Here is a 25,439-nt window from a genome sequence, read left to right on the forward strand (position 1 = left end):
TATACTTTTAATTGCCCCTTCCCTTAGGAAACTAGGGGGCTAATAATCTTCTTCCTATACTGTTATAATAATAGCCAAGATCGATCATTTTTTGCAAATCATACAAATTACGACCATCGAAAATCACTTTATTTTTTAATACTTTATCTATTTTTTCGAAATCCGGATTACGGAATACCGACCATTCAGTTGCGATTAACAACGCATCAGCATTTTCGAGTGCCTCATATTGGTTTTTCGCATATTTAACCTGATCTCCAATAATACCTTCTACATTTTGCATCGCTTCAGGATCAAATACCGTAACAGTTGCGCCATTTTCAATTAAAGCATTGATGATGTATAATGCCGGAGCTTCACGAATATCATCAGTCTCAGGCTTAAACGCCAGTCCCCAAAGGGCAAAATGCTTTCCTTTAATATCGTTTTTATAATATTTCAAAACTTTATCTACCAGAATAGTTTTTTGTCGTTCGTTAACTTCCATCACCGATTTTAAAATCTGAAAATCGTACTGATAATCATCAGAGGATTTAGCTAAAGCCTGAACATCTTTTGGGAAACAAGAGCCTCCGTAGCCGATACCAGGAAAAAGAAAACGTTTACCAATCCGATCGTCAGATCCGATTCCTTTTCTTACGGCATCTACATCGGCACCTACCAATTCACAAAGGTTTGCCACCTCATTCATGAAGGTAATTTTTGTTGCCAAAAATGAGTTTGCCGCATATTTCGTTAATTCGGAAGAACGTTCATCCATAAATAAAATCGGATTACCCTGGCGAACATAAGGCCCGTACAGTTCTGACATTAGTTTTTTAGCTTTCTCGCTTTTGGTACCTAATACCACGCGATCAGGCTTCATAAAGTCATCTACCGCGACGCCTTCTCTTAAAAACTCCGGATTGGAAACCACATCTACTTCAATTGAAGTATGCTCCTGAAAAACAGCTTTAACTTTATCTGCTGTACCTACCGGCACTGTAGATTTATTTACAATCACTTTATATTCTGTAATCAGCTTGGAAATATCTTTTGCGGCACCAAGAATGTAAGACAAATCAGCAGCACCATCCCCACCCGGAGGTGTTGGTAGCGCCATGAAAATGATTTGCGCATCTTTCACAGCATCAGCAAGATTGGTGGTAAAAGTTAATCTTCCTTGTGCGATATTTCTATGAAAAAGCAGATCCAGTCCTGGCTCATATATCGGCACTTCGCCGTCCTGCATTTTCTTTACTTTACTTTCATTTATATCAACACAGATGACATCGTTTCCAGTTTCTGCTAAACAAGTTCCGGTAACTAAACCTACGTATCCGGTACCAATAACGGCTATTTTCATATATTCTTGAGCTTTTTAAATATATTCGTTTTATCTTGGCACGAAGATATGAAATTACACTTATGCTTTTGCTTTACACAGTCGGAATTCAGGTTTACTCACTAATAATAAGGATATTTTCACTCTTTAACCCTAAAGCTAAACTGTTCATCGAAGGGCGTAAAGATATTTTTGAACAAATCGCAAAGCGGATAGATGCTACGCAAAAACACATCTGGTTTCATTTTGCATCCTTAGGTGAATTTGAGCAGGGCAGACCTGTTTTAGAAAAACTAAAAGAAGAATACCCTCAAAAGAAAATTGTAGTTACTTTCTTCTCGCCCTCAGGATATGGAATCAGAAAAAATTATGCGCTGGCCGATGTATTTTACCTTCCCATAGATGCTAAAAGCAATTCCAAACGCTTTATTGATGCCATAAATCCAGAAATGGCCATATTTACAAAATATGAATTCTGGCATTACTACTTTAAAGAACTTCATGATCGTGCCATTCCTCTATATGTAATTTCGGGTATTTTCAGACCTAGCCAGGCTTTTTTTAAATGGTATGGTGGATTTTACCGGAACATTTTATCCTGCGTTACGCATTTCTTTGTCCAAAATACGGAAAGCGAAACTTTATTGAAATCTATTGGAATAAATCAGGTAACCCTCAACGGTGATACCCGTTTTGACCGGGTTTTTGAAAACGCGCAGGCACCTAGACAATTAGATTTGATTGAGCAATTTATAGGAAATTCACCCACGCTAATATGTGGCAGCACCTGGCCTGAAGATGAAAAACTATTATCGGCTTTGCCGGAGAAATACCCAGACTGGAAGTTTATCATTGCACCACATGAAATTCATGATAGTCACATCGAAAGTATAGAAAAACAGTTTCCAGTTGGCAGTTTACGGTTTTCCGCTTACACACCTTCCATCAAACATCTTCCATCAAACATTCTTATTATCGACAACATTGGCATGCTTTCGTCTTTGTATCAGTATGGAAAAGTAGCCTATATTGGCGGTGGCTTTGGTGCCGGAATTCATAATACGCTAGAGGCTGCAGCATTTGGTTTACCTGTAATTTTTGGCCCTAAGCATGATAAATTTCAGGAAGCAAAAGATTTAATTGCTTTTGGTGCAGCAAAGACCATTGTTACAGAAGTTGAGCTTATTAAAGCTTTTGAAGAATTAATGGGTAATGAAAATGCTGCAAACGCAGCAAAGAAATATGTAGAAGATAAAAAAGGTGCTACAGATCAGATCATTTCGATGATTACGAAATAAGATCAGCCTTCACAATTTCATCAACAATTTCTGAGATTTCCTGATCTATCGAAACCACAAAAACGTCTGGCTCATTACTTTGTGGCTCTTCCAGTGTTTCAAACTGGCTTTCCAGTAAACTTGATGGCATATATTGGTGAGATCTTTTAGAAATCCGATCGTAAATTAGTTCAAAACTTCCTTGTAAGTATACAAAACGGATGGAATCATTTTCTTTTCGCAACAAATCGCGATATGCTTTTTTAAGTGCAGAACAAGCTATGATACAACTTGTTCCTTCTTCTACATGTTTATGACCAACCTTCGCAATCAGGGCTAACCAATCTTGCCGATCTGCATCGGTAAGTGGAATACCTGCAGCCATTTTATCTACATTTCTTTGAGAATGTAAGTTATCACCATCGATAAATTCTGCATGGATAGCCGGAGCAAGAGCGCGACCAATAGCGGTTTTGCCACTTCCTGAAACGCCCATTAAAATAATAAAATTTGCCATTTAATGTTATTTTATCATATCAGCTAGAGCCTCTATAAACACCGGACTATCGTTTAAACTTTCTACCAACTGCACATGTTCGCCACCAAGTGCTCTAAATTCTTCATGGTATTCTACTGTAATTTCATAAAGTGTTTCCAAGCAATCCGCTACAAAAGCAGGACTAAAAACCAACAAACGTTTTTTACCTTCTGCCGCTAACTTCTTCAACACATCGGTAGTGTAGGGTTGTACCCAAGGTTCTTTTCCTAAACGCGATTGAAAGCAAACTGTATATTGATCTCTCGTTAAATTTAATTCTTTCGCAATTAAGCGGGCAGTATCATGTCCCTGAGCAGAGTAACAAAACTTATTCGTATCGTTTAAAGTCTGGCAACAATCTGCTGTCTTTAAACAATAACTTCCGGTATGATCGCATTTTAAAAGCTGACGTTCTGGTAATCCATGGAAGCTAAAAAGTACATGATCAAAATTTTCTACCTGATGTTTTCTTGCATTTTCCGCAAAAACCTTAATCATCAGCTCATTATCATGAAAGGAATTTACAAATGAAATTGGCGGTACAGTTTGCCATTTACTTACCAGCTCCATCACCAATTGCATTACTGAACCAGAACTGGCAGAAGCATATTGTGGAAACATTGGAATTACCTGGATACTTTCTACCAAGCCTGCTTTAAGATTAGATAATGCAGAGGCAATGGATGGACTTTGATAACGCATGGCCAGCTCTACATGGTAATCATCACCTAATCTTTCCTGCAACATTTTAGCTTGCAAACGACTGTAATAAAGCAAAGGAGATCCATTTTCATTCCAGATTTCTTTATACAATTTTGCTGTTTTGGGGCTCCGGAAAGGAACAATAATTCCTTTAACCAATAGTGTTCTGTTCAATTTAGGAATATCAATCACCCGTTCATCCATCAAAAACTGATCAAGATATTTTCTAACGTCTGGTGTTTCCGGACTATCAGGTGTTCCTAAATTTACAAGTAAAATTCCCTTTTTGCTCATTGATAAAAATATGTTTCGTTGCGCAAATATCGCGTTTTTAGTTCCAAGTAGTGAGTACCAAGTATCAAGATTTGGTAAAAAGCTATGCTTTTGTTTTATACAGTTGCCACCAGGGCGTGCCTGGTTTTTGATGATGCTCTAAATGATACCCGAAAAAATAACAGGTAAAGAAAGCTAATAAATGATTTTTTTGAAGTGTTGAGGAATGGTATTCGTTGTCATGTTCTCCCTTATGGGGAAGATAAGTTCCGAAATAAAACAATTGGAAAGTGCTTAATAGCGCCGGCGATACCCAAAACAGCAAAAGATTTTTCTGCTCAACCCAAATTTGTAAAACATTAAAAGCTACAGCCATAATCACCAATTGAATGATGGTTACATAATTGAGCATAAACCTTAAATACCACTTCCAAAAACCATGAGGGGCAAAATCCGGATCTTCTTCCGTGTGCACATGACTATGGTGTTTATGGTGTTTGGAATATAAACGATTATAAAAAAAGCCTGCGTATAGGAATACAGAAAGGTAGCCAATGAAATTATTAATCGTTTTATTCGGTGAGATTGTACCATGCATGGCATCATGGGCAGTAATAAACAAGCCCGTGTAAAGATGCATTTGAACGAAAATCATCAGGTAAACCAGCGGATTACTCCAGGCAAAATTCCAGCGCAAAAGGAAAAAAAGTGAAGTAAACCATAGGGTAATTACCACTAATGCAACCAGAATTCCTAAATATGCGTGATTTGTTTTCAAATGAATAATATTAAATGCTTACAATAGAGATAAACAGTTAATGCTAAAAAAGGTTACAAAAAGAAAAGAGTTAAAATTGCTCTAAAGCAACTTTTACTTTCTCCATTAGCCACATTGGTGTTGAAGTAGCACCACAGATTCCAACTTTATCGTTTGCTGCAAACCAACTCAAATCCAGTTCTTCAATATTTGAAATGAAGTATGATTGATCGTTGAATTTTTTACATACATCGTAAAGCACTTTTCCGTTGGATGATTTCTTGCCTGAAACAAAAATAATCCTGTCATAATGACTCACGAAATTTTCCAGCTCCTGGTATCGGTTAGATACTTGCCTGCAAATGGTATCATTTGCTTTTACCTCATAACCGCGACTCAATAATTCGTCTTTAATGTGATAGAATTTGTCAGTGCTTTTTGTAGTTTGGCTGTAAAGGGTAAACTTCGAAGGCAATTCTACGTGATCGAGCTCTGCTAAATCCTGAAAAACAATAGCTTTTCCATCTGTTTGCCCTTGCAAGCCAATCACTTCTGCGTGTCCATGCTTACCAAAAATCAAGATCTGCTCATCATCATCGTGAGAGTTTTTGATTCTGTTCTGCAATTTTAACACCACAGGGCAAGAAGCATCAATCAAGGTAAGGTTATTTTCTAATGCCAATTGATAAGTGGAAGGTGCCTCGCCATGTGCCCTGATTAAAACTTTCTCGTTTCGCAAGTCTTGCAGAACTTCATGATCGATAATTTTTAATCCGCGTTTGGTTAAGCGTTCAACCTCTTCATCATTATGAACAATATCACCCAGACAATATAAATAACCTTCGTTATCTAAAATATCTTCGGCCATTTCGATAGCGTAAACCACACCAAAGCAAAACCCTGATGATTTATCTATATTGACTTGTAAGTTTAAATTGCTCATTATTTTTTTAGGATTAGTTATTTATCGTCATAATGTCCCTTTGCAGAAATTATAAATACTGTTATAATCTCTTCATCGATTCTTTAGACTAACCTATCTTTTTTATTTATCTGTCTTGACCAGTATCCAGAAAATTCGAATTTTAATTTCTCTGGTTTACTGATTCAGGATGAATACTTAATTCAATAAAAATCTTCTGAAGTTTTTTCGTTGAAGCTTTATCTCCAGATTTTTGAATGAAAGCCAGATGTTTTTTGGCCTGGTCGGTAATTTCTATAAAATACTTTCCCATATATTCTGAACGTCCTTAATTCTGGTAACATGTCCATTTTTAACATCCTCTACACCTTTTTTTATTTCATCTGCAAATTCAGAAGTATAATTACTTTCTTTCCTGAAAGTAACATTTAAAACATTTAGTACCGCTTCTATAGCTACAAGCTGCTTTTTGTTTTTAGGTTGTACAATCAGTGTTTCCATAATTTAATCTTTAAAATTACGTCACAAAATTACGCAAAAATATTTGTTCCGGTTGTCATGTACAAGACAACAAAAAATACCAATTGAGAGATAAACATAGCCGCTCCGATATATTTTTGTTGTTTAAGGTCTAAGGCATAGTAAAACTTTAATAATATAATAGATACGATAAACCATGCGATGTAGTTCTGAAGTGGAATTTCATGCCAATCCCACTGCCAATAATCAAATTTCATAGCAACCGGCTCCATAAAAAAATCAAAAGTAATGAGCATCAGCGCACCGGTTAATGAGGCTAAAATGCTGTTTCTTATTTTGAAACTCTTCACCATCTGGCCGATACTAAAAATTAAGATTACCCAATTAATACCCATTAGAAGTGGCACAGCGGCAATTTTATAGCCCAAAGTATCACCATAATAATAGCGTCCAAAAATTTTGCCCGTATGTACACCTAATACCTCTACCAGCCAGCCGCATAGAAAAACACCGCACACGAATAATAAAAGTCGCTTAACATCGCCAACATAAGTATAAATAATGATGGCAAACATTAAAAGCAGGTGAAAAGGCACCATTTTCATAAAGTAAGGTTGCAACGCTGGAATTAAAAACCCCATTAAACCGACTACGTGAAAAATAATAATCACAGCGACTGCAATCTTGTTAACTTTTAAATTGCTTTGATCGATCTGCCCTTCCATGTGCCTGTTTTAAATATGTGTTGTGTGATGGATAAAAATGAGATCATTAAAAAGAAAAACATCTGAAACGGATGAAGAATCAAATTAATTAAAACATTCTGACCCGATAAATAGGAAATCATTATTCTGCTTAAAAAAATTAATGTTAATGGTAACACCATTAAAGAGATGTTAAAGTTTAATAATAAAACTAACGGCCCTATGGTAACCAAAAGCTGGTAAAATAGTAAGATAATCACATTACTACCAAAACCTGCAAGTAAATTCTTACTAAAGCCATTTAAACTTTCGTTCAGGTTTTTATACATCCGGCAGTAAATCAATCCGTTGCCTAGTAATGCCTCCCCATTAAATTTTTGAAGTTTTACGGCTTTCATAATCTCTACATCTTCTACTACTTTATTTCTAACATGTTCATGCCATTGATTTTCCTTGTAGTTACTGGCATTAAAAAACATGCATTGTCCGCTTGCTGCAGAAAATGCCGGATTGCCAGAAAACTTAACCAGTCTTAATGGTAACAGGTTTAATAAAATGAAATGCATTAACGGAACAGTTAACCACTCTCCCGTCGATTTCATTACCTGATTGGTAAAAATACTGAGTAAAGCCAGGTCACCCAGCTCCATCCTACTAATCAGACTATTGATAAAACCTTTTTTTATGGTTTCATCAGCATCTACAAAAAGCAAGTATTTTCCTTTTGCTAAGGCCGCCAATTGATAGCAGGCGTAATTTTTACCAAGCCAGCCTTTCGGAAGTTCGTTCCCATGCGCTACACGAAATTGAGGATTCTGAAGCGAAAAGGCAGCTACCCGCTCATAGGTTTGATCATTGCTGCTATCATCCAAAACGATAACCTCAAAGTTTTTGTAATCCTGGCTTTTTATAGATTCGAGTAATTGAAGGATATTTTCCTCTTCGTTACGAGCTGGAATTAATATCGAAACAAAATCATTATAATGTTTGGTCACTCTCGGCAACTTCGGATTGGAAAGAAAGTTGAACACCGTGACCGAAAAACGGATCACCAGAAAAATTAAAACCGCATAAATAAAAATGGTCATTCAGTAATTTGTGTTTGTTTAACAACCGATTGATCGTAATGTTTATTATAGGCGCTTTTTAATAATTGCAAACTCATGTATTCTTCGCTATCCCAATTTTGAAGATAGGTTTGCGCTGTTGGCTTCCGCCTGGAGAAATAATCAATAAACGTGGCCGCAAATACAATGTTTAATCTTTTCTGACTGGATTTAATTATTTGCATCACCCCTTTTTCAAAGGTGATATTTTTTACGTGATTAGACTGTAATTTACCTTGGGGGAAGATCAATACCAGGTTATTTTTATCATCCAGAAGTTTACTGGCATAACCTAACATGCCTATAATATCTTTCCCACTACTTTCTGCGGCAAATGCACCCAGGTACTTTAAAAAACCAACCTTATTATAGTTTTCTGCATTGACCAAAACATGAAACTGCTTTTTAAATAGTTTCTTATTGATGTAGAAAATAAAAAAACCATCCCACCAGCTAAAATGATTAGCCAAGATTAAAATTGAAGTATCTTCTTTGGTTTCAATGGTATTGTAATGAAGACTTGCAAAATCTTTCTTAATAATGAATTCGATGTACCAGGAAAAAAAGCGATAAATGAATGTATTTTTTCGAGGATGGTACATGTTGGGAAATTGCAAAAAAATGAGGTGAATTGCAAATCTAGCCTCAATGATAAACGAAAATAATCAAATCCTCACCTCGTTGAAGAGATTCATGCGTTTGGAATAGCGGTTATTAACCACAGACACAAAGAGAAGGCACGAAGAAACACAGAGAAAATGTTAGGGTAAATGCTTTAAGTTGATGGTTAAGGAAGGAAAAATAAAATACAAACCTCAGACTGTGCTTTTGAAAGACCCAGTGCCTTTACGATTAAACAAGAAACTTAAAAATCACTTTTAACCAAGTAATTGGCTCCACAACTAGAAAATAATCCCCTTAGATCAATTCTGTTTCAGACTAATACTAGCTTAGATAAACCCGATCTTCTTCGCCTTCCACATCCATAATCACATCAACGTGTTCTTTTAAAACGGTTGCCAGTTCCAAACCAACAAAATCTGTAGCAATTGGGAAAATTTTATGGCTTCTATCTACCAGCACTACGGTACGAATTTTTTTATGTGGTGTGTTTAGGAAAACGCCCAGACCATATGCCAGCGTTTTGCCACTATTCAGCACATCATCAATAATGATAATGACTTTGTTCTTCCAATAACTTTCATCTAAATCTGTAGTTGCAATGAGTTTGCTGCTTTCCTTCTGAAGATCAATACGTAAAAGCGTAAGCTTAAAACCAGATATCTTTTTCAAAACCTTTTCCAAACGAACAGCCAGTTTATATCCACGGTCCCAAATACCCGCAAGCACTACCTCTTTCTCATTCAAGTTATCTTCCAGGATTTGATACGCGATTCGATCGATCTTCTGTTGAATCTGTTTCTTATTAAGTATGAGGATTTGCGATGTCATTGTATTAAAAGGATTGAATACAAAAAGAACGATTTTAAGGATGAAATTCAAACTATTTGAAAAATAATTTCGATTGCTTGCAACGTTTCCGTTCTACCTGCGTCTAATCAATAACCAAAAACAAAATTATGAAAAACCTGATTAGAATATCTGCTATCTTATTTATTGCCTTCTCCGCCTATACAGCAAAGGCTCAGGATAGCAAAAGCTTCCCGGTAAAAAACTTTAAGAGTGTTGGCATCAGCAGCGGAATAGATTTATACCTTACTCAAGGCAATAGCGAAGGTGTTGTAATTAAATCTGACAGCGAAACATTGAAAAATATTCTTGTAGAACAAAATGGAAATGATATCAGCATCAAGTTTAAAGATGGAATTAAATGGAGCAGCATGTTTAAAAACCGTGTAATCAAGGCCTATGTAAATTATAAAACATTAAATGAAATTGCAGCATCGGGCGGCTCAGACGTGTTTACTCAAAATCAAATCAAAACCGATAAGCTGGCTATCCATGCTTCGGGTGGATCGGATTTAAAATTAACCGTGGCAAGTAATGATTTAACTGTTCAATCTAGCGGTGGCAGCGATGTTAGCCTAAAAGGAAAAGCAACAAATATGAGTATTCAATCTAGCGGCGGCAGCGATGTTAATGCCTTTGAATTAATTACTGATTATGCAAAAGTACAAGCTTCAGGAGGATCTGATGTAAATATATACGTGAATAAAGGATTGGAAGCTTCGGCAAGTGGCGGTGGCGATGTGAGCTACAAAGGAGATGCAGCATTACACAAAACATCGAGTTCAAAAAGCGGAGATGTGCATCACGTCAATTAAGAACTTTAGTTTAGTTAATGATAAATTCGCCGCTTTGTGGATGCAAAGCGGCTTATTTTTTATGCTTGTTTGAGAAAATTTAAGTACAGAGCTTGATCAATTAGAAATCACTATAACCTTACACCTCCTACCTATTATTTTACCTTTTTATAGGGATAATAAACGAAATTTGCGCCTTCAGGTACGACCACAAATACACACATAAAGTCTTCGGGTCTTTTGTAAACCTTTAAAAACGGTTCCTTTTTCTCTTTGGTAATGATTCCCTTTTCTACAAACTCTTCCAAAGTAGAAGCTTGAATAGACCAATCCGTATTTAATTCTTCTTTATTTAAAATCATTTCACCGATGCTAACCTGGTGTTGGTGGGCAATAAAAATGGGGTGAGCAGAAATGCCTTCCACCATGATTTCAATCCCTACTTCTTTAATCGCATCAGCATAAAATTCCAAATCCTTTTCTAAACTTACTAAAGGACTTTCTTGTTTTTTCTGCGGTTCTCCGCTATCTTCTGGCGTTGCGCCTAATAATTCTTCTCTATCCATCTTAATGCTTGTATTTTTGAATGAGTGATTGATTGAATGTTGACAAGTAAATTACACATTCAATCATGCTCTAATGCTATCCTTTAATTTCAACAATACTACATTTTCTACATGTTGCGTATGCGGAAACATATCTACGGGCTTGATACGAACTACTTCATATTTTTCGTCTAATAGTTCTAAATCCCTGGCCTGTGTTGCTGCATTACAGCTTACATATACAATTTTCTCTGATTCCATTTCCAGCAAACGTTGTACTACATCAGCATGCATACCTGCTCTCGGGGGATCAGTAATCACCACATCTGGTTTACCATGTTTGGTGATGAAATCAGCAGTAAGAATATCTTTCATGTCACCAGCATAAAAAAGCGTATTGTCAATTCCATTTAATGCAGAATTGAACTTTGCATCTTCGATAGCTGTTGGTACATATTCTACCCCTACAACTTGCTTTACATTTTTCGCTACGAAATTAGCGATGGTACCAGCACCGGTATATAAATCATAAACCAGTTCATCACCTTTAAATTCTGCAAAATCTCTGGTGATTTTATACAATTCAAAAGCTTGTTCAGAATTCGTCTGATAAAAAGATTTTACACCAATTTTGAAACGGATTCCGTCCATTTCTTCAAAAATATGGTCACGGCCTGAAAATACATGAACATCCTGATCGAAAATTGTATCGTTTTTCTTTTGATTAATGATATACAATAATGAAGTAATCTGTGGAAATTCTGCTTTCAAAAAGCTCATCAATCCTTCTAGCTGCTCTAGCTCAGGATAAGCAAAAACAACAGCAATCATTACTTCGCCTGTAGATGAGGTACGAATAATCAGGTTGCGCAATACGCCTTCATGGTTTCGTAAATCATAGAATGATAATTGATGATCTAAAGCATATTTCCGAACTGCATTTCTAATTGAATTTGATGGTTCATCTTGCAAATAGCAATGCTCAATATCCAGAATTTTATCAAATCGCAATGGAACATGAAAGCCTAAAGCATTCATATCAAAATCTTCATCACGATCGATATCAGTTCTATCTAACCAGCGTTTATTTGAAAACGTAAATTCTAATTTATTGCGATAGTATCTGTTTTTAACCGACCCTAAGATAGGTTCTGTATTTGAAGTATCTATTTTACCAAGACGCTGTAAGGCGGCCTCAACATTTTTTTGTTTAAACTTTAATTGAGAGTCGTAGCCCATGTGCTGCCATTTGCAGCCGCCACAGGTTCCAAAATGAGGGCAAAAGGGATCTGTACGCAATGCTGATTTTTCATGCAACTGATCAATAATTGCTTCTGCGAAGTTTTTCTTCTTCTTGGTTAACCGAACATCAACAACATCGCCAGGAACAGCTTTGTCTACAAAAATCACTAATTCATCGGCTTTGCCAACGCCTTTTCCTTCTTCAGCAATATCAATTATATGTACGTTTGGAATTATAGTTACCGTACCTGGTTTTCTTCTACTCATTATTCTGCAAATATAAGGCTAAAAGCTGAAAGACTAAAGTAGAAAGCCTAATGCTTATAGACTAAAACAGAAAGTATAAATGATGAAGTGAAAAGCTGGGGTTAGCCGTTAAGATACTGGAAAATTAAGGCAATAAAAATTTCACCGGTTGATAAAACCGTCCATAGGAAAAAAAGTTATGAAAAATTATTTTCCAAAAAACTTAAATGCAACGCCCCAAAAGCCATCTAACCAATTAAATTTTAGGTCAAATTTTTCATCTACTAGTACAGAAAACTCTAAAATTTCTTTGCTCATGATAAAAAACCTCTCTATTTATACAATAATACAAAATTCATACCCGAAACCAAAACGGTATAAGTTAACTTTACATTAATTTTATAGGAGAAAATTAGAAATGTATGTTAACTGCATCTGCTGGCTTGAAATAATTTAATTTTTAAAATTAATGAGGTCGATGATTATCGCTCTTTTGAAAGTTCTCCTTCTTTAAGATATTACCAATAGGTTTGGAAATCGTCATGTAATCTTTATTAAATATACAGACATCTGCTGTTGCGTAAGCCAAACAGTATTGTTCTGCATAGCAACATCAATGGCAGGCAAGCCATCTTCATTTTTATAAATAATAATTTCGCCGTTATGCATCTGCTATAAGTTAGTAAAATATTTTATCCTATTTTAGTGCCATGCCAAAAGCAATAGTTATCGGAGCAGGAATAGCAGGAATAGCCTCCGCTATCCGCCTGTCTGTGAAAGGTTATCAGGTTGATGTTTTTGAAGCCAGTTCAAAACCAGGTGGCAAATTAGGCGAGATCAAAATGAATGGTTTCAGGTTTGATACCGGACCAAGTCTCTTCACGATGCCTCAATATGTTGATGAACTTTTTACACTCGCCGGCAAAAACCCTAAAGACTATTTTGACTATATCAAACTGAAAGAGGTTTGTCGCTATTTTTATGAAGATGGATTAAGGTTAACTGCAAAATCAAACATCGATCTGTTCGTACAGGAAATTGAAGAGAAAACCAATTCTACTGCTAACGAAGTGCATCATTTCCTGCAAAAAAGCGCCACCATTTATGAGGTTACCCACCAGGTATTTTTAGAACGCACACTTCACAAATTAAAGAGTTACCTACATTGGGATACGCTTAAATCGGTTTTTAGGTTTTTACAGATTGATCCCTTTCGATCTCAGGCCAAAGCCAATCAGCGATTTTTTAAGGATGAAAGAATAGCACAATTATTTAACCGCTATGCCACCTATAATGGTTCAGATCCCTATCAGGCGCCGGCAACCTTAAACGTTATCCCTCATTTTGAATATCATTTCGGCGCTTTTCTCCCAAAAAACGGCATGTATGGCATTGTTACCGCATTGGTAAAGTTAGCTGAGGAATTAGGCATCAAGTTTCATTATAATCAAAAAGCAGAAGAAATACTTTATACTAATGGTTCGAAGTCAAAAATAGAAGGAGTTAAGGTTTACGATAAAATCTATAAGGCAGAAGTGGTTGTTTCTAACCTCGATATCTGGTTTACTTATAAAAACTTATTAAAAGGTATTGACGCACCGAAAAAATTGTTAAGTCAGGAACGCAGCAGCTCGGCACTGATTTTTTATTGGGGCATGGATGGAAATTATAGCGACTTAGGCCTGCATAATATTTTTTTCACTAAAGATTATAAAAATGAATTCAATGCGATTTGGAAAGAGAAAACCATTTGTGATGACCCTACGGTTTACCTCAACATTACCGCAAAACACATCAGGGGTGAATCGCCAAATGATAGCGAAAATTGGTTTGTAATGATTAATGTTCCTGCCAACAATGGCCAAAATTGGGACCTTTTAATTAAGGAGGCCAGGAAGAATATTATTAAAAAAATAAGCCGCATTTTAAACAGAAACATTGAAAAAGAGATTGTTTGTGAACAAATTCTCGATCCCAGAACCATTGAAAGTAAAACGGGTTCTTACCAGGGTTCACTCTACGGAAACAGTTCAAATAATCAGTTTGCAGCTTTTTTAAGGCATCCTAATTTCAGTTCAAAAATTGATGGCCTTTATTTTTGCGGCGGTAGTGTGCATCCGGGTGGTGGAATCCCTTTGGCCCTTCTTTCCGCTAAAATCATTGATGATAACCTCCCTGCTTAAAGCGTATTAGCTATAGCTTCCTCTAATGTTTCCACATCCAGATCGAATGCATTTACAATTACTTTGGCTTGGGTGTAAAAAGGATTGCGTTCAGTTAGTTTTTCATTGATAAAATCAAGCAACTGTACATCATCTAAATCTTTAATTAATGGTCGCTTTTGCCTGTTCTGCAATCGGGATACCAGTTGAGCAGGCTCCATCTGGAGATATACTGTCGTGCCATTGGCATTCATCCAATCCATATTATCAAAAAAACATGGTAACCCACCTCCTGTTGCCACCACACATTTTTCTGGATAACTGAAAGTTTTCAGTATTTCACTTTCATAATCACGGAAACCACTTTCACCAGATGTGGCAAAAAATTCTGCTATTGTTTTCCCTGATTGATTTACAATTTCGGTGTCCAAATCTATAACAGAGCAGCCTAAGCGGTGAGCCAGTTGCTTGGCTTTGGTACTTTTCCCGCAACCCATATAGCCAACCAGGAAGATAAGCCCCTCCGCTCCTAAAGGGGAACCTGAATTTCTATCGTTCATATATAATTTCAAATAGTTTAGTATGTGTTTTATCCCTGTAGTGCCAAAATGCTTTTCACTTCCCCCTTCAGGGATATCCGGGGGTTAGGCTAATTTCACTCGCGGATCAACGTAAGCGTAAAGAATATCGACCAATATATTGATCACCACAAAAACAAAGGCAATAAATAATATGGAACCCATTACAACTGGAAAATCCGACATTTCGAGCGCCGTAACGGTTGTTCTGCCTAAGCCATTATAGCCGAAAATATATTCTACAAAAAACGAACCCGCAAGCAAGGAAGCAAACCAGCCAGAAATAGCGGTAATCACCGGGTTCATTGCATTCTTCAACGCATGTTTATAGATGATGGCATTTCTACTTAATCCCTTTGCTTTAGCTGTACGGATATAATCTTGGGCCAGAACATCGAGCATGGCACTTCTTGTTAATTGTACAATAATCGCAAGTGGCCTTAAACCCAATGTAATCATGGGTAACCATAAATTTCTTAAGGTTAAAATTTCACCGCTAAACGGATCGTATGAATATAAACTTCCACTCATTTTTAAGCCGGTATAATCGCTAAGCATGAAGCCAAAGATCCAGGCAATAATGATTCCGGCAAAGAAAGATGGTGCAGAAATGCCGAGGATAGCAAAAGCATTTGCAGATTTATCTATCCATGTATCTTTGTAAACAGCAGATAAAACACCCAGAAAAACACCAATTACCGTAGCAAAGATCATTGCTGTTAGTGCCAGCACAAATGTGTTCGGAACCGTTTCAGATAGTATTGCGGTAACGTCTCTTTTAGTTTGGTATGAACTCCGCAAATAAGGCCATTTCAGCGCCAATACTTTTTTATCAAAACTAACTAGTTTAACAAAATGGTATTTTGCCTTTGTAGTGCTATCATGATCAAGCACACTTACAGGTGAAAGGTCATTAATATATAGCAGAAACTGAACAGGTTTCGATTTATCCAATCCAAATTCTTTACGAACGGCTTCTAATGATTGTACATCTGCACGTTGCCCCATGGTCATCCTTGCGGGATCGCCAGGTAAAATATTGAAAAGCACGAAAACCACCAACACTACACCACCCATTACCAGGAGACCATAAAGCAGCTTTTTCAGGGCATATCCAATCATTGTACATCAAAGTATTTTCTACTCAACTGATCAAAAGTAGGTACATTATGATTATGCCACTTGTTTACTATCACACCATTTTTCAACAATAAAACCCCTGGATTAGCCCGAACCATACTTTTTAAGGGTACAGCATCAGCATAAAAAACTTCTGAAAATAGGTTATTCTTTTTCACAAAAGCCTCTGCATCCTGTGCTGCGTTCGAAGTTAACAGCACCGTACGAATATTAAATTGCTGGGTTGCATTAATGGCAATTGCATTTAACTTTCCTATCGCATTTTCGTTGGTATTTTTCAAATCGTAAGCTACAATAACGAGGCTATAGTAAGGATTTTCAATTATTTCCTTCGTGTAATCCGTTCCCGATGCATCACTGATGACAAGATCTTTAATTTTCGGCTCGTAGCCTTTCTTAAGCAAACGCTTTACTGGTTCGCCTATAATTTCCCAGTTATTATCCTTCCAGATTTCAGTTTTAAGGTAATCCTTATCACTCATATCTTTTTCTTTTTTTGTTTTCTTGTTCTTAAGGTGATACATGATCTCAAATTCATCGGGCTTTTCTCCCGGAGGAATTACCATTAATGATGGGATATGAGCACCCACTTTATAAGGTAGAAAATCAATCACAGGCAATACGTTATAGGTGTATAAACCGAATCCTAGTGATACCAGCGTTACGGCAATAGCAATATTTCTTTGACTGGATGCTTTTTTAACTAAAGGCTCAATTGCATTTTTATTGATAAAAATGATCAAAATCAATACTAATAAAACGAGGTCTTTACTAAATGATTGCCACGGCGTAAGCGGAATGGCGTCTCCAAAGCAACCACAACTGGTTACCACTTTAAATGCAGCTGAAATAAATGTAAGTAACGTAAAGAATATAATCAGCAGCAATAAACCCCAGGCTACCTTCTTACTCCAAAAACCTAAAATTAATAGCGCACCCAATACAATTTCTAATGTGCAGAGCAAAATGGCTATACCAGTTGCTGCCGGACTCAGAAAATTCATGTGGAATACTTCAAAATATTCTTGCAGCTTATACCCAAATCCAAGCGGATCGTTCGCCTTTATTAATCCGGAGAAGATAAATAATGCGCCTACAAAAAATCGGGAAAAGCTTAAAAGTATATTTCTCATCAGTATTAAATCATTTTAAAATTGGTCTTCTGCTTGCAATAAATTACTTAATGCCTAACTTAATCAAAGCAAAAACAGCGTAATTAAGCATATCCTGGTAATTGGCCTTCACTCCCTCAGAAGCTAAAGTTTCTCCGTCATTATCCTCAATCTGTTTCACCCGAAAAACTTTCATTAAAATCAGATCGGTTAAAGAACTTACCCTCATATCACGCCAGGCCTCTCCATAATCGTGGTTTTTAGCGAACATCAACTCTTTGGTTTCCGTTATTTTTTCCTCGAACAAGCTTGCAACCTGTTCAAAGGGCATTTCATTTGGATCAGCTTCGCTTAGCTCTAATTGCATCATTGCAATTGCACAGTAATTAATGATTCCAATGTATTCTGACACAATGCCTTCACCAACCATGCTCACCTTTTTTTCTTCCAATGTACGGATCCGCTGTGCCTTAATAAAAATCTGATCGGTGATCGAACTTGGCCTTAAGATCCGCCAGGCCGTTCCATAATCTTTCGTTTTTTTAAGAAACAATGATCTGCAAACTGCAATTACTTCATCAAATTCTACAGCGGTATTTGTTGGTATCAAAGCCAATATTAATTAAGTTTTAGTGTATTTTTGTCGTGAAAAAACAAAAGCTAAAGATACATTTTTATAGTGAAACTCAAATCCCGAAAGGGCTTAACATGGCAGAAAAAAACTTTTTTGAACCCAAACAAAGTATAAATATTAAGGGAAGACTCCTCGATTTGAGTTCGCCAAAGGTGATGGCTATCCTGAATATTACGCCGGATTCTTTTTACAGCAAAAGCAGAACAAAATCTATTGATGAAGCGCTGGCAAAAACCGAAGCTTTTTTAAATGATGGCGCAACATTTATAGATCTTGGTGGTTATTCATCCCGACCTGGCGCTACGGATATTTCTGAAAACGAGGAAGTTGATCGCTTAATTCCTGTAATCGAATGTATCATGGAAGAGTTCCCGGAAACTGTGATCTCCATCGATACTTTTAGGGCTGCTGTTGCAAAAGACGCCATACTTGCCGGCGCACATATCATCAACGATATTTCTGCCGGAGAAATGGACGCGAACATGTTTGAAACCGTTGCCAACTTGCAAGTACCTTATATAATGATGCATATGCAGGGAACGCCGCAGACCATGCATTTAAACCCATCTTATCAGCATGTAACCCTTGAGGTGATCGACTATCTGGCAAAAAAGGTTGCTGAATTAAAAGCACTGCATGTCCACGACATCATTATCGATCCGGGATTTGGATTTGGTAAAACCATCGAACATAATTACGAATTACTGAATCAACTCAATGCTTTCAAAATATTTAAGCTTCCGGTGCTCGTTGGTTTCTCCCGGAAAGGAATGATTTATAGAGCGCTTAACACCACTGCCGACCATGCATTAAATGGCACAACCATTTTAAATACCATTGCCTTGCAAAAAGGTGCTGGTATTTTACGGGTTCATGATGTTAAAGAAGCTATTGAATGTATAGAATTGTTAAAAAGGCTAAATGGCTAATTATCTTACTTGAATTATTATCCATTAAAGACTTTAAACTTATTTTCATAAATTGCCCTAAATGAAAGGTTTTGATTTCGATTTTCTTAAAATATCTGTAACAGATGTAGTAGACATTGTGCTGGTTGCGCTGCTAATCTATTATGTTTATACCCTTATCCGCAATACCCTTGCGGTGAACCTGTTGGTAGGTATGTTCATTATTACAGTATTTTATTGGGTTGTAAAAGGTCTGCAAATGGAATTGCTTACCACCATCATAGAGAAATTTATGAGTGTGGGGATCATTGCCCTGATCGTAATCTTCCATCCCGAGATCAGAAGATTTTTACTAATGATAGGAAAAAATGCTTTCTTACAAAAAAACAAGGCTTGGTGGGGCTATCTGTTCGGAAGAAAGGAAATTGAAAGAAACAACCTTACCCGTATTAAGCCGATTATAGATGCGTGTAAAACGATGAAGAAGACCAGAACCGGTGCACTTATCGTTTTTGTTAAGTTTTATGATGAACAATTTTTTGCAAACAGCTGCGAAGTAGTGGATGCCAAAATCTCGAAACGTTTGCTGGAGAGTATCTTTCAAAAAAATAGTCCGTTGCATGATGGCGCAGTAGTGATTTCAGAAAACAAGATTAAAAGTGCCAGTTGTATTCTACCCTTAACAGATAATGATCAGTTGCCTTCGCAATTTGGATTGAGACACCGTGCTGGTATTGGTGTTTCCGAAACTACAGATGCTGTTGCAGTGATTATTTCGGAAGAAACAGGTGAAATATCATATGCCAAACAAGGCCGGGTAAGAATGAACGTATCATTCGGAGAGCTGGAGAAATTGCTTAATAAAGACTTTTAGTAAAAAGTAAGGAATAAAGAGCAAAGATTAAGGAGCAAAAGAGCAAGGAACAAAAGAATAAAGAGCAAGGAACTAAGAGCAAAAAACAAAACGTAGAATTTAGCTTAAAAAAAGAGCAAGAATTATCGACACTATGTCCTTAATCCTTGCTCTTTATTCTTTTATCATTTTCCTACTAGCAGTATTGCTCAAAAGCACCAATCAGATTGTCAGCAATCATTTGTGCTGGTCTGCCTTCTATTTGATGACGTTCTATCATGTGAACCAATTTACCATCTTTAAAAAGTGCCATTGCTGGTGATGATGGAGGAAAAGGCATCATATAACTTCTTACTTTATCTACAGCTTCTTTTTCCATACCCGCAAAAACAGTTACCAATTTATTTGGGTGTTTTTCATGAGCTGCTGCTGCTCTTGCTGCCGGACGAGCGTTAGCTGCTGCGCAACCACATACCGAATTTACAACAACTAATACAGTTCCTTCGCCCTTAATAGCCTGATCTACATCTTCTGCATTTTTTAATTCTTCAAAACCTACGTTAGTTAATTCCTTACGCATTGGCTCTACTAAATATTCTGGATACATTATCGTTAGTTTTTATTTACAATTTGAATAGTACAAAAATAAGAAAATCGGATGGCATGTGTCATCCGATTTATATTTTTAAGGTAAAATTAGCAGCCTGTTACTGGATTCCCTTAAAGAATTGATCGTAAGCAGCAGGATGTGTAATTGCTCCTACAACAACGAGGATTACCAATATAATAAATATTACACTTAAGATGGTTGCAATCATTCCGCAAATCTTACCTGCTTTTGCGTTTTTATAAGAAGATTCTGTGTAAAAGGTAGGATTTAGCTGGTATTTTTTCATATCGCCTGCTCCCAAAATCCAGGCAATAATCCCGAAAACGAGACCAAAGATACCGTAAAAACAACAGGCGGGAATTGCAACAATACCCAGAATTAGTGCAGCTGTGGCATTAGGTAGATTTTGCTGTCCCATTCCACCACCAAACTGCCCGAATGGCGGAGCTTGTTGAAATGGTGGAGGCGTTGCAAAACCAGCATTTCCAGGGTTTTCTCCTGGTGTTTCACTTTTATTTAGATTAATAGGTTGATTTTCCTGAGGTTTTTCTTGTTCTTCTGACATAATTTAGATGATAAGTTGGTGAGTGTATATTTTATAAATATAATTGATTAAGATAATTACTGCAATAGTAGCAACAGTGATTTTAATGATTTGTGCTCCAAACCTGAAATCATACCGAAGATGCACAAACATAAAAATAACCACAAATAAAAATGGAATCGTAGCTGGATATAACTTAAAAGACTCCAGGATGTTCCCTTTTAATAAGGCAATTAAGGAGCGCTGGAATCCACAACCCGGGCAATCGATACCAAAATGCGACTTAAATGGGCAGGTAAACAGGTGATGACTGAGCCAATCAAGAAAACTAGATCGTACCTCCATCAATATTGATAATTTTTACCTGACTATCTTTCCATTCTTTATATTTTTCCAAATCTTTTAAAACCTGCTTATAAACCAGGTTGAGGATAAAAATATCATCAAAAAATCCTAGAAATGGTACAAAATCCGGAATGACATCTATTGGCGATAAAAAATAAACTATTCCACCCAAAATAGCTATAATAGATCTTTTTGGAATCTCCGTATAATCGCCATTCACATAATCTTTTGCTACGCCAAACAACAATACCATCTTCTCCCAAACGCCATCTAATGCGCCTTTATTAGTAATTGCTTTACCCAAAGCATCTTTAATAGTTTTATTAGCCTTCGATTTATCGTTCAGTATTACGGTTGCCCTATTCTCAGATTTCCTGAAGAAATCCAATATTTTTCGTCTATTCAACTTCATAAGTAATGCCTTACAAATTAACGGCCAAAAGTATCGTAATTATCTTCCGCATAATTTGTAAAGCGATCCAATAATTTAACGTTTTTGTTTTCAATAGGAGTTAAGTCGTTATCTACATTATTTTTGACTGGCACATACCATTCCACAGGGTCGAAAAAATTTCTTAATGTCTGCTTTTTGAAAGCATAACCATGACGAGCGAAAATTGTGTTTTTTATTATTTGTAAATCGAGCTTGCGCAGGTTTTTCACATCATCTTCTTTGAGTAGCGTGCTAGATGCATTTATTTTGAAGATCCCTTCAGATGCACTTCTATAAAAAGTATTGGCGCCCAGGGAATCTACTGTTCCATCTTCCAGCGTATCTAAGCTTTCTACCATTTTATGATCGGTCCAATCAATATAATCCGCTTCAGTTGGCAACATCAGGTTGGAATTATAAACAAATGCTTTTTTCACTAACTTAAATTCTTTTTCCGGCCATTTAAGGGATGTCTTATAGGCATTCCATTTCCCAATCAGTGTATCACCCATGAGTGTAATTTCAAACTTCCCATCATATTTATCTGTTCCGGGCTCGTTCAGTACAAAAGAAATTTTAGTCCCATTTTCAGATATTTTACCAATCAGCGGGCGGCTGTTCCCCGAAACCACGCTCTGAGCAATTACCGTGTCTTTTGTAATTTTTTTTATATTAATATTTAGCTTCTTTACCGCTTCATTCATATCGCCTTCGTATTCAAATTCTTCGGCTGTTGCAAAATCGCCGACCCAAAAACCATAAAGTTCTTTATGAATTTCCTGTTGAGGAATCTGAATTTTCTTTGAACCGTTTTGTGCAGACTTTTTAGTGTCTTTACAAGCCATGATGGAAATGGCGATAACAGAGAGTATTAAGATCTTTTTCATTAAATGATTTTTTTTCTGATGAGCCATTCGGCGATTAACAAATTGGGTATCCAGCCTAACCATGCAATTACCTGATATAAATCCATAGGCGCCGGATGAAATAAATATACTAAAATAACTTTCCAAAGTCTCAACGTGATGGCCGAAGTGGCTAGCGCAAAACTGCGATACATCATATTTTTATGTGCTTTGATCTTTCTTTCGATAATCAGTTTGGTTGCATTTACGGTAAACCACAACCATAAAATACCTAATATGATAAATGAGGTTTTGGCTATTAAACCACCATTTGCAAACCAGCCAATATAGATGCCAGACGGCGCTGCAAATATTAACACAAAACTAACATACAGATAGCCAAGCGCCCGGTGTATTCTCGGATATTTAGTTAAAATTTTAGCATTAAATTGTGTGAAGCCTGCTAACAGCACAAATATTGCACTATAAACATGAACATAAAAAACAAGAAGATAAGTATTGTTCCTGATTACTTCAGTTTGTTTGATCTGGAGAAAAGCCACTTCGCTACTAGCTGGCAGATAGCGTAATGTAATCTGCAACATGAGCATAAAAAAATAACTGAAGAACAATAGCCATGCGATTTGGAAATAATTGATCGTTTTCTTCAATTTACTTTTATTAAAAAATTTAGTCAATTATTTAACTATCGCTAAAAATTCATCAATTGTTAAGATGTGGATTTTTGGAAAATCTATTTGATTTAATATTTTAAAATGATGATCATTCGTGACAAGATAATCTGCATTGCCAGATACATATGCATCAACATATTTATTATCATCAGCATCTGACAAGATTAATTTCCATTCAAAATAGATTTCTATCTTTTTAACATTTTTGAGGTTAAGCAATAACTCAGCAATGTTATTTGCTACAACAGAATTTGTCTTTTGTTCTATAATTTCAACATATTCAGAAAGAATATCATTACTAATTACGCCTTGGAAACTTCCTCCTACTAATGCATCAAAAATCGGCCTATATTTTGACTTTCTTGGAATGGAAACAAGTAACGCATTAATATCTAATATGACTTTCATTACTACTGTTTCTTCCTCAGATGATCACTTTTCCAAGATTCAATAGTTTCCTCATTAAAGTTTCGCTCATCCCAAAGCTTATCCATTTCATCAGACGCAGATTCGGCAAAATATTTTGCAAGCATCTCCTTGATATCTCTCAATTGAGCATCTGGCAAGTTATATTGAAATAATTTCAACAATTCTAATTGAATATTTGTCAATCTTCCTGTAGCTTCCATACATTATTGGTTTTAACTATCAAATATAATCAATATATATTACACAGAAACACTTTTCATCATCTCCAAAATATCATCTACATATTTCCGCTCGTTAGCTAAACGAGGCACTTTGTGTTGCCCACCCAACTTATCTTTCGCTTTTAACCAATTGTAAAATGTATTTGCCGGGGCATTGTGCACTTTGGGTCTGCACAGTGCCATGTCTTTAAAACGTTTGGCATCGTAATCTGAGTTAATTTCCCGTAAGGTATTGTCCATTACATCTATAAATTTCTCAAAATCCTCAGGTTGTTTATCAAACTCGATGATCCATTCATGTCCACCAGCTTTTTCGCCGGCAAAATAAATCGGACCAGCAGTATAATCTTTAATTTCTGCACCAGTTTCCTGACAAGCCTTTTTTAATGCCTGCTCTGCATTATCAATAATCACTTCTTCGCCGAATGCATTAATGAAGTGTTTGGTTCGGCCGGTAATTTTTATCCGGTAGGGAGACAATGAGGTAAACTGGATCGTATCGCCAATCATATAACGCCACAAACCGCCATTTGTAGAAATCACAATGGCGTAGTTTTTATGAAGTTCTACCTCTCCCAGCAACAAGGCTTTCGGATTTTCTTCACCAATATTTTCCATTGGGATAAATTCATAGAAAATACCATAATCCAACATCAGCAGCATTTCTTCTGAATTATCCTGATCCTGAATCCCGAAGAAACCTTCGGAAGCATTATAAGTTTCCAGATAATACATTTCAGATGAAGGGATGAGTTGTTTAAACTGCTCCCGGTAAGGCGCAAAATTTACGGCACCATGGATATAAACTTCCAGATTTGGCCAAACCTCTAATAAATTATTTTTGCCCGTAAGCTCTAATACTTTTTTAGCCAAGACGATGGTCCAGGTAGGCACGCCTGAAATGCTGGTTACATTTTCCTGAATAGTAGCTTCTGCCATTCTATCCATTTTGATTTCGTAATTATCCATCAAAGCGATAGACATATCAGGCGTACGGTAAAACTCTGCCCAGATGGGTAAATTTTTAATTAGCACAGCTGATAAATCACCATAAAAGCAATCTTCATTTAGCTGACTTACCTGATGGCTTCCTCCTAACACCAAACCTTTTCCGGTAAACATTTGGTTATCAGGCCGATTATTACAATAGATGGAAAGCATATCTTTGCCACCTTTGAAATGGCATTCTTCTAAAGATTCTTTCGAAACCGGAATAAATTTGCTCCTATCGCTTGTTGTTCCTGATGATTTAGCAAACCATTTAATATCTGAAGGCCATAAAATATTCTGTTCGCCAGCCAGCATTCTTTCTATGTAAGGCTTAAGGGTATCGTAATTCTGAATGGGAACACGTTCCTGATATTGTTGAGGTGTAAGGATGCTTTTGTAATCATACATCTTACCCCATTCGGTATTTTCTGCACTATCAATTAAATTATGAAACCATTCCTGCTGCACATCATGAGGATATTTCATAAAAAGCTCGATCTGATGGATCCGCTTCTTCATCAGCCAGGTAAAAATGGAATTTACAATTGCCATGCTCCGAA

The 25,439-nt window shown here is 36.5% G+C and carries 33 protein-coding genes; 5 read left to right on the forward strand and 28 right to left on the reverse strand.

Annotated features, from left to right (window positions below):
* Positions 1–31: 31 nt before the first annotated feature.
* The gene (locus ACN1CD_RS10435; protein ID WP_419130333.1) at positions 32–1,345 is read right to left on the reverse strand and encodes a UDP-glucose dehydrogenase family protein; all 1,314 of its coding nucleotides are present in this window, start codon (positions 1,343–1,345) and stop codon (positions 32–34) included.
* 35 nt (positions 1,346–1,380) lie between these two features.
* On the opposite strand from ACN1CD_RS10435, the gene ACN1CD_RS10440 reads away from it, so the two are divergent.
* Positions 1,381–2,622: a 3-deoxy-D-manno-octulosonic acid transferase gene (locus ACN1CD_RS10440; protein ID WP_419130334.1), complete on the forward strand. Its 1,242-nt coding sequence runs from the start codon at positions 1,381–1,383 to the stop codon at positions 2,620–2,622.
* On the opposite strand, the gene ACN1CD_RS10445 is transcribed toward ACN1CD_RS10440, so the two are convergent.
* The 10 genes from ACN1CD_RS10445 to ACN1CD_RS10490 all read right to left on the reverse strand — a co-directional run bounded on the left by ACN1CD_RS10445 (position 2,612) and on the right by ACN1CD_RS10490 (position 9,535).
* Positions 2,612–3,118 (reverse strand): gluconokinase, encoded by a 507-nt coding sequence (locus ACN1CD_RS10445; protein ID WP_419130335.1) that lies wholly within the window; start codon positions 3,116–3,118, stop codon positions 2,612–2,614. The two genes, ACN1CD_RS10440 and ACN1CD_RS10445, sit on opposite strands and share 11 nt — an antisense overlap.
* Positions 3,119–3,124: 6 nt before the next feature.
* On the reverse strand, positions 3,125–4,135 hold the full coding sequence (gene hemH, locus ACN1CD_RS10450; RefSeq protein WP_419130336.1) for a ferrochelatase: 1,011 nt from the start codon (positions 4,133–4,135) through the stop codon (positions 3,125–3,127).
* 82 nt (positions 4,136–4,217) lie between these two features.
* A complete protein-coding gene (locus ACN1CD_RS10455; RefSeq protein ID WP_419130337.1) occupies positions 4,218–4,892 on the reverse strand; it encodes a fatty acid desaturase in 675 nt (224 codons plus the stop codon).
* 70 nt (positions 4,893–4,962) lie between these two features.
* Positions 4,963–5,814 (reverse strand): 4-hydroxy-3-methylbut-2-enyl diphosphate reductase, encoded by an 852-nt coding sequence (locus ACN1CD_RS10460; RefSeq protein WP_419130338.1) that lies wholly within the window; start codon positions 5,812–5,814, stop codon positions 4,963–4,965.
* An 83-nt stretch (positions 5,815–5,897) separates the two neighbouring features.
* Positions 5,898–5,978: a type II toxin-antitoxin system YoeB family toxin gene (locus ACN1CD_RS10465; RefSeq protein ID WP_419130610.1), complete on the reverse strand. Its 81-nt coding sequence runs from the start codon at positions 5,976–5,978 to the stop codon at positions 5,898–5,900.
* 109 nt (positions 5,979–6,087) lie between these two features.
* Positions 6,088–6,294, reverse strand: a complete 207-nt coding sequence (locus ACN1CD_RS10470; RefSeq protein ID WP_419130339.1) for a DUF2683 family protein — start codon at positions 6,292–6,294, stop codon at positions 6,088–6,090.
* A 29-nt stretch (positions 6,295–6,323) separates the two neighbouring features.
* The gene (locus tag ACN1CD_RS10475; RefSeq protein ID WP_419130340.1) at positions 6,324–6,998 is read right to left on the reverse strand and encodes a carotenoid biosynthesis protein; all 675 of its coding nucleotides are present in this window, start codon (positions 6,996–6,998) and stop codon (positions 6,324–6,326) included.
* Positions 6,968–8,065, reverse strand: a complete 1,098-nt coding sequence (locus ACN1CD_RS10480; protein WP_419130341.1) for a glycosyltransferase — start codon at positions 8,063–8,065, stop codon at positions 6,968–6,970. Before ACN1CD_RS10480 ends, ACN1CD_RS10475 begins: the two co-directional genes overlap by 31 nt.
* Complete coding sequence (locus ACN1CD_RS10485) at positions 8,062–8,685, reverse strand: 1-acyl-sn-glycerol-3-phosphate acyltransferase (RefSeq protein WP_419130342.1); 624 nt, start codon at positions 8,683–8,685, stop codon at positions 8,062–8,064. The genes ACN1CD_RS10480 and ACN1CD_RS10485 overlap by 4 nt, the downstream gene beginning before the upstream one ends.
* A 343-nt stretch (positions 8,686–9,028) precedes the next feature.
* On the reverse strand, positions 9,029–9,535 hold the full coding sequence (locus ACN1CD_RS10490) for a phosphoribosyltransferase family protein (RefSeq protein ID WP_419130343.1): 507 nt from the start codon (positions 9,533–9,535) through the stop codon (positions 9,029–9,031).
* A 128-nt stretch (positions 9,536–9,663) separates the two neighbouring features.
* Between ACN1CD_RS10490 and ACN1CD_RS10495 the strand changes: the two genes are divergently transcribed.
* Entirely contained in the window at positions 9,664–10,368 is a 705-nt protein-coding gene (locus tag ACN1CD_RS10495; protein WP_419130344.1) for a head GIN domain-containing protein, read from the forward strand.
* 134 nt (positions 10,369–10,502) lie between these two features.
* On the opposite strand, the gene ACN1CD_RS10500 is transcribed toward ACN1CD_RS10495, so the two are convergent.
* The 4 genes from ACN1CD_RS10500 to ACN1CD_RS10515 form a co-directional block, all read right to left on the reverse strand.
* Positions 10,503–10,913, reverse strand: coding sequence for a hypothetical protein (locus ACN1CD_RS10500; RefSeq protein ID WP_419130345.1), 411 nt, complete (start codon positions 10,911–10,913; stop codon positions 10,503–10,505).
* 63 nt (positions 10,914–10,976) lie between these two features.
* On the reverse strand, positions 10,977–12,401 hold the full coding sequence (gene rlmD / locus ACN1CD_RS10505) for a 23S rRNA (uracil(1939)-C(5))-methyltransferase RlmD (protein ID WP_419130346.1): 1,425 nt from the start codon (positions 12,399–12,401) through the stop codon (positions 10,977–10,979).
* 186 nt (positions 12,402–12,587) lie between these two features.
* Positions 12,588–12,698 carry a phenylalanyl-tRNA synthetase subunit alpha gene (locus ACN1CD_RS10510; RefSeq protein ID WP_419130347.1) on the reverse strand — a complete coding sequence of 37 codons (111 nt, stop codon included), beginning with the start codon at positions 12,696–12,698 and terminating at the stop codon, positions 12,588–12,590.
* A gap of 222 nt (positions 12,699–12,920) precedes the next feature.
* Positions 12,921–13,049, reverse strand: a complete 129-nt coding sequence (locus ACN1CD_RS10515; RefSeq protein WP_419130348.1) for a hypothetical protein — start codon at positions 13,047–13,049, stop codon at positions 12,921–12,923.
* Positions 13,050–13,090: 41 nt separating this feature from the next.
* Between ACN1CD_RS10515 and crtD the strand changes: the two genes are divergently transcribed.
* Positions 13,091–14,563, forward strand: a complete 1,473-nt coding sequence (crtD, locus tag ACN1CD_RS10520) for a 1-hydroxycarotenoid 3,4-desaturase CrtD (protein WP_419130349.1) — start codon at positions 13,091–13,093, stop codon at positions 14,561–14,563.
* On the opposite strand, the gene ACN1CD_RS10525 is transcribed toward crtD, so the two are convergent.
* The 4 genes from ACN1CD_RS10525 to ACN1CD_RS10540 all read right to left on the reverse strand — a co-directional run bounded on the left by ACN1CD_RS10525 (position 14,560) and on the right by ACN1CD_RS10540 (position 17,979).
* Entirely contained in the window at positions 14,560–15,102 is a 543-nt protein-coding gene (locus ACN1CD_RS10525; protein ID WP_419130350.1) for a shikimate kinase, read from the reverse strand. The two genes, crtD and ACN1CD_RS10525, sit on opposite strands and share 4 nt — an antisense overlap.
* 84 nt (positions 15,103–15,186) lie before the next feature.
* Positions 15,187–16,242 carry an ABC transporter permease gene (locus tag ACN1CD_RS10530; RefSeq protein WP_419130351.1) on the reverse strand — a complete coding sequence of 352 codons (1,056 nt, stop codon included), beginning with the start codon at positions 16,240–16,242 and terminating at the stop codon, positions 15,187–15,189.
* Positions 16,239–17,393: a BT_3928 family protein gene (locus tag ACN1CD_RS10535; protein ID WP_419130352.1), complete on the reverse strand. Its 1,155-nt coding sequence runs from the start codon at positions 17,391–17,393 to the stop codon at positions 16,239–16,241. The genes ACN1CD_RS10530 and ACN1CD_RS10535 overlap by 4 nt, the downstream gene beginning before the upstream one ends.
* A 43-nt stretch (positions 17,394–17,436) precedes the next feature.
* Positions 17,437–17,979 (reverse strand): DUF1599 domain-containing protein, encoded by a 543-nt coding sequence (locus ACN1CD_RS10540; protein WP_419130611.1) that lies wholly within the window; start codon positions 17,977–17,979, stop codon positions 17,437–17,439.
* Between the two features lie 101 nt (positions 17,980–18,080).
* Between ACN1CD_RS10540 and folP the strand changes: the two genes are divergently transcribed.
* Both folP and cdaA read left to right on the forward strand, forming a co-directional pair.
* Positions 18,081–18,935: a dihydropteroate synthase gene (folP, locus tag ACN1CD_RS10545; protein WP_419130353.1), complete on the forward strand. Its 855-nt coding sequence runs from the start codon at positions 18,081–18,083 to the stop codon at positions 18,933–18,935.
* 61 nt (positions 18,936–18,996) lie between these two features.
* Positions 18,997–19,788, forward strand: coding sequence for a diadenylate cyclase CdaA (gene cdaA / locus ACN1CD_RS10550; protein WP_419130354.1), 792 nt, complete (start codon positions 18,997–18,999; stop codon positions 19,786–19,788).
* Positions 19,789–19,963: 175 nt separating this feature from the next.
* Here the strand turns inward: cdaA and ACN1CD_RS10555 are convergent, their stop codons facing one another.
* From ACN1CD_RS10555 to ACN1CD_RS10595, 9 genes are all read right to left on the reverse strand, one after another.
* Positions 19,964–20,374, reverse strand: coding sequence for a BrxA/BrxB family bacilliredoxin (locus ACN1CD_RS10555; RefSeq protein ID WP_419130355.1), 411 nt, complete (start codon positions 20,372–20,374; stop codon positions 19,964–19,966).
* Between the two features lie 100 nt (positions 20,375–20,474).
* A complete protein-coding gene (locus tag ACN1CD_RS10560; protein ID WP_419130356.1) occupies positions 20,475–20,942 on the reverse strand; it encodes a CCC motif membrane protein in 468 nt (155 codons plus the stop codon).
* 3 nt (positions 20,943–20,945) lie between these two features.
* On the reverse strand, positions 20,946–21,266 hold the full coding sequence (locus ACN1CD_RS10565) for a DUF2752 domain-containing protein (protein ID WP_419130357.1): 321 nt from the start codon (positions 21,264–21,266) through the stop codon (positions 20,946–20,948).
* Positions 21,250–21,678: a YkvA family protein gene (locus tag ACN1CD_RS10570; protein ID WP_419130358.1), complete on the reverse strand. Its 429-nt coding sequence runs from the start codon at positions 21,676–21,678 to the stop codon at positions 21,250–21,252. Before ACN1CD_RS10570 ends, ACN1CD_RS10565 begins: the two co-directional genes overlap by 17 nt.
* Positions 21,679–21,695: 17 nt before the next feature.
* Entirely contained in the window at positions 21,696–22,586 is an 891-nt protein-coding gene (locus tag ACN1CD_RS10575) for a YARHG domain-containing protein (RefSeq protein ID WP_419130359.1), read from the reverse strand.
* Positions 22,586–23,215 (reverse strand): DUF2306 domain-containing protein, encoded by a 630-nt coding sequence (locus ACN1CD_RS10580; protein ID WP_419130360.1) that lies wholly within the window; start codon positions 23,213–23,215, stop codon positions 22,586–22,588. The genes ACN1CD_RS10575 and ACN1CD_RS10580 overlap by 1 nt, the downstream gene beginning before the upstream one ends.
* 27 nt (positions 23,216–23,242) lie before the next feature.
* Positions 23,243–23,647, reverse strand: coding sequence for a putative toxin-antitoxin system toxin component, PIN family (locus ACN1CD_RS10585; RefSeq protein ID WP_419130361.1), 405 nt, complete (start codon positions 23,645–23,647; stop codon positions 23,243–23,245).
* Positions 23,648–23,649: 2 nt separating this feature from the next.
* Positions 23,650–23,868 (reverse strand): hypothetical protein, encoded by a 219-nt coding sequence (locus ACN1CD_RS10590; RefSeq protein ID WP_419130362.1) that lies wholly within the window; start codon positions 23,866–23,868, stop codon positions 23,650–23,652.
* Positions 23,869–23,907: 39 nt separating this feature from the next.
* Positions 23,908–25,431 (reverse strand): GH3 auxin-responsive promoter family protein, encoded by a 1,524-nt coding sequence (locus ACN1CD_RS10595; protein ID WP_419130363.1) that lies wholly within the window; start codon positions 25,429–25,431, stop codon positions 23,908–23,910.
* Positions 25,432–25,439: the final 8 nt, after the last annotated feature.

Origin of the sequence: Pedobacter sp. N23S346 (assembly GCF_048515415.1) — a bacterium.
In the GTDB taxonomy this organism is placed as follows: Bacteria; Bacteroidota; Bacteroidia; order Sphingobacteriales; family Sphingobacteriaceae; genus Pedobacter.

What these genes read in the sequence shown, in the direction of transcription:
- ACN1CD_RS10560 (WP_419130356.1), bottom strand. Translation starts at nt 20,942, where the DNA reads ATGTCAGAAGAACAAGAAAAACCTCAGGAAAATCAACCTATTAATCTA.
- ACN1CD_RS10510 (WP_419130347.1), bottom strand. Translation starts at nt 12,698, where the DNA reads ATGAGCAAAGAAATTTTAGAGTTTTCTGTACTAGTAGATGAAAAATTT.
- rlmD (WP_419130346.1), bottom strand. Translation starts at nt 12,401, where the DNA reads ATGAGTAGAAGAAAACCAGGTACGGTAACTATAATTCCAAACGTACAT.
- ACN1CD_RS10500 (WP_419130345.1), bottom strand. Translation starts at nt 10,913, where the DNA reads ATGGATAGAGAAGAATTATTAGGCGCAACGCCAGAAGATAGCGGAGAA.
- ACN1CD_RS10490 (WP_419130343.1), bottom strand. Translation starts at nt 9,535, where the DNA reads ATGACATCGCAAATCCTCATACTTAATAAGAAACAGATTCAACAGAAG.
- ACN1CD_RS10575 (WP_419130359.1), bottom strand. Translation starts at nt 22,586, where the DNA reads ATGAAAAAGATCTTAATACTCTCTGTTATCGCCATTTCCATCATGGCT.
- cdaA (WP_419130354.1), top strand. Translation starts at nt 18,997, where the DNA reads ATGAAAGGTTTTGATTTCGATTTTCTTAAAATATCTGTAACAGATGTA.
- ACN1CD_RS10565 (WP_419130357.1), bottom strand. Translation starts at nt 21,266, where the DNA reads ATGGAGGTACGATCTAGTTTTCTTGATTGGCTCAGTCATCACCTGTTT.
- ACN1CD_RS10555 (WP_419130355.1), bottom strand. Translation starts at nt 20,374, where the DNA reads ATGTATCCAGAATATTTAGTAGAGCCAATGCGTAAGGAATTAACTAAC.
- ACN1CD_RS10595 (WP_419130363.1), bottom strand. Translation starts at nt 25,431, where the DNA reads ATGGCAATTGTAAATTCCATTTTTACCTGGCTGATGAAGAAGCGGATC.
- ACN1CD_RS10495 (WP_419130344.1), top strand. Translation starts at nt 9,664, where the DNA reads ATGAAAAACCTGATTAGAATATCTGCTATCTTATTTATTGCCTTCTCC.
- ACN1CD_RS10535 (WP_419130352.1), bottom strand. Translation starts at nt 17,393, where the DNA reads ATGAGAAATATACTTTTAAGCTTTTCCCGATTTTTTGTAGGCGCATTA.
- hemH (WP_419130336.1), bottom strand. Translation starts at nt 4,135, where the DNA reads ATGAGCAAAAAGGGAATTTTACTTGTAAATTTAGGAACACCTGATAGT.
- ACN1CD_RS10530 (WP_419130351.1), bottom strand. Translation starts at nt 16,242, where the DNA reads ATGATTGGATATGCCCTGAAAAAGCTGCTTTATGGTCTCCTGGTAATG.
- ACN1CD_RS10475 (WP_419130340.1), bottom strand. Translation starts at nt 6,998, where the DNA reads ATGGAAGGGCAGATCGATCAAAGCAATTTAAAAGTTAACAAGATTGCA.
- ACN1CD_RS10515 (WP_419130348.1), bottom strand. Translation starts at nt 13,049, where the DNA reads ATGCATAACGGCGAAATTATTATTTATAAAAATGAAGATGGCTTGCCT.
- ACN1CD_RS10460 (WP_419130338.1), bottom strand. Translation starts at nt 5,814, where the DNA reads ATGAGCAATTTAAACTTACAAGTCAATATAGATAAATCATCAGGGTTT.
- ACN1CD_RS10485 (WP_419130342.1), bottom strand. Translation starts at nt 8,685, where the DNA reads ATGTACCATCCTCGAAAAAATACATTCATTTATCGCTTTTTTTCCTGG.
- ACN1CD_RS10590 (WP_419130362.1), bottom strand. Translation starts at nt 23,868, where the DNA reads ATGGAAGCTACAGGAAGATTGACAAATATTCAATTAGAATTGTTGAAA.
- ACN1CD_RS10525 (WP_419130350.1), bottom strand. Translation starts at nt 15,102, where the DNA reads ATGAACGATAGAAATTCAGGTTCCCCTTTAGGAGCGGAGGGGCTTATC.
- folP (WP_419130353.1), top strand. Translation starts at nt 18,081, where the DNA reads ATGGCAGAAAAAAACTTTTTTGAACCCAAACAAAGTATAAATATTAAG.
- ACN1CD_RS10470 (WP_419130339.1), bottom strand. Translation starts at nt 6,294, where the DNA reads ATGGAAACACTGATTGTACAACCTAAAAACAAAAAGCAGCTTGTAGCT.
- ACN1CD_RS10445 (WP_419130335.1), bottom strand. Translation starts at nt 3,118, where the DNA reads ATGGCAAATTTTATTATTTTAATGGGCGTTTCAGGAAGTGGCAAAACC.
- ACN1CD_RS10570 (WP_419130358.1), bottom strand. Translation starts at nt 21,678, where the DNA reads ATGAAGTTGAATAGACGAAAAATATTGGATTTCTTCAGGAAATCTGAG.
- crtD (WP_419130349.1), top strand. Translation starts at nt 13,091, where the DNA reads ATGCCAAAAGCAATAGTTATCGGAGCAGGAATAGCAGGAATAGCCTCC.
- ACN1CD_RS10585 (WP_419130361.1), bottom strand. Translation starts at nt 23,647, where the DNA reads ATGAAAGTCATATTAGATATTAATGCGTTACTTGTTTCCATTCCAAGA.
- ACN1CD_RS10435 (WP_419130333.1), bottom strand. Translation starts at nt 1,345, where the DNA reads ATGAAAATAGCCGTTATTGGTACCGGATACGTAGGTTTAGTTACCGGA.
- ACN1CD_RS10480 (WP_419130341.1), bottom strand. Translation starts at nt 8,065, where the DNA reads ATGACCATTTTTATTTATGCGGTTTTAATTTTTCTGGTGATCCGTTTT.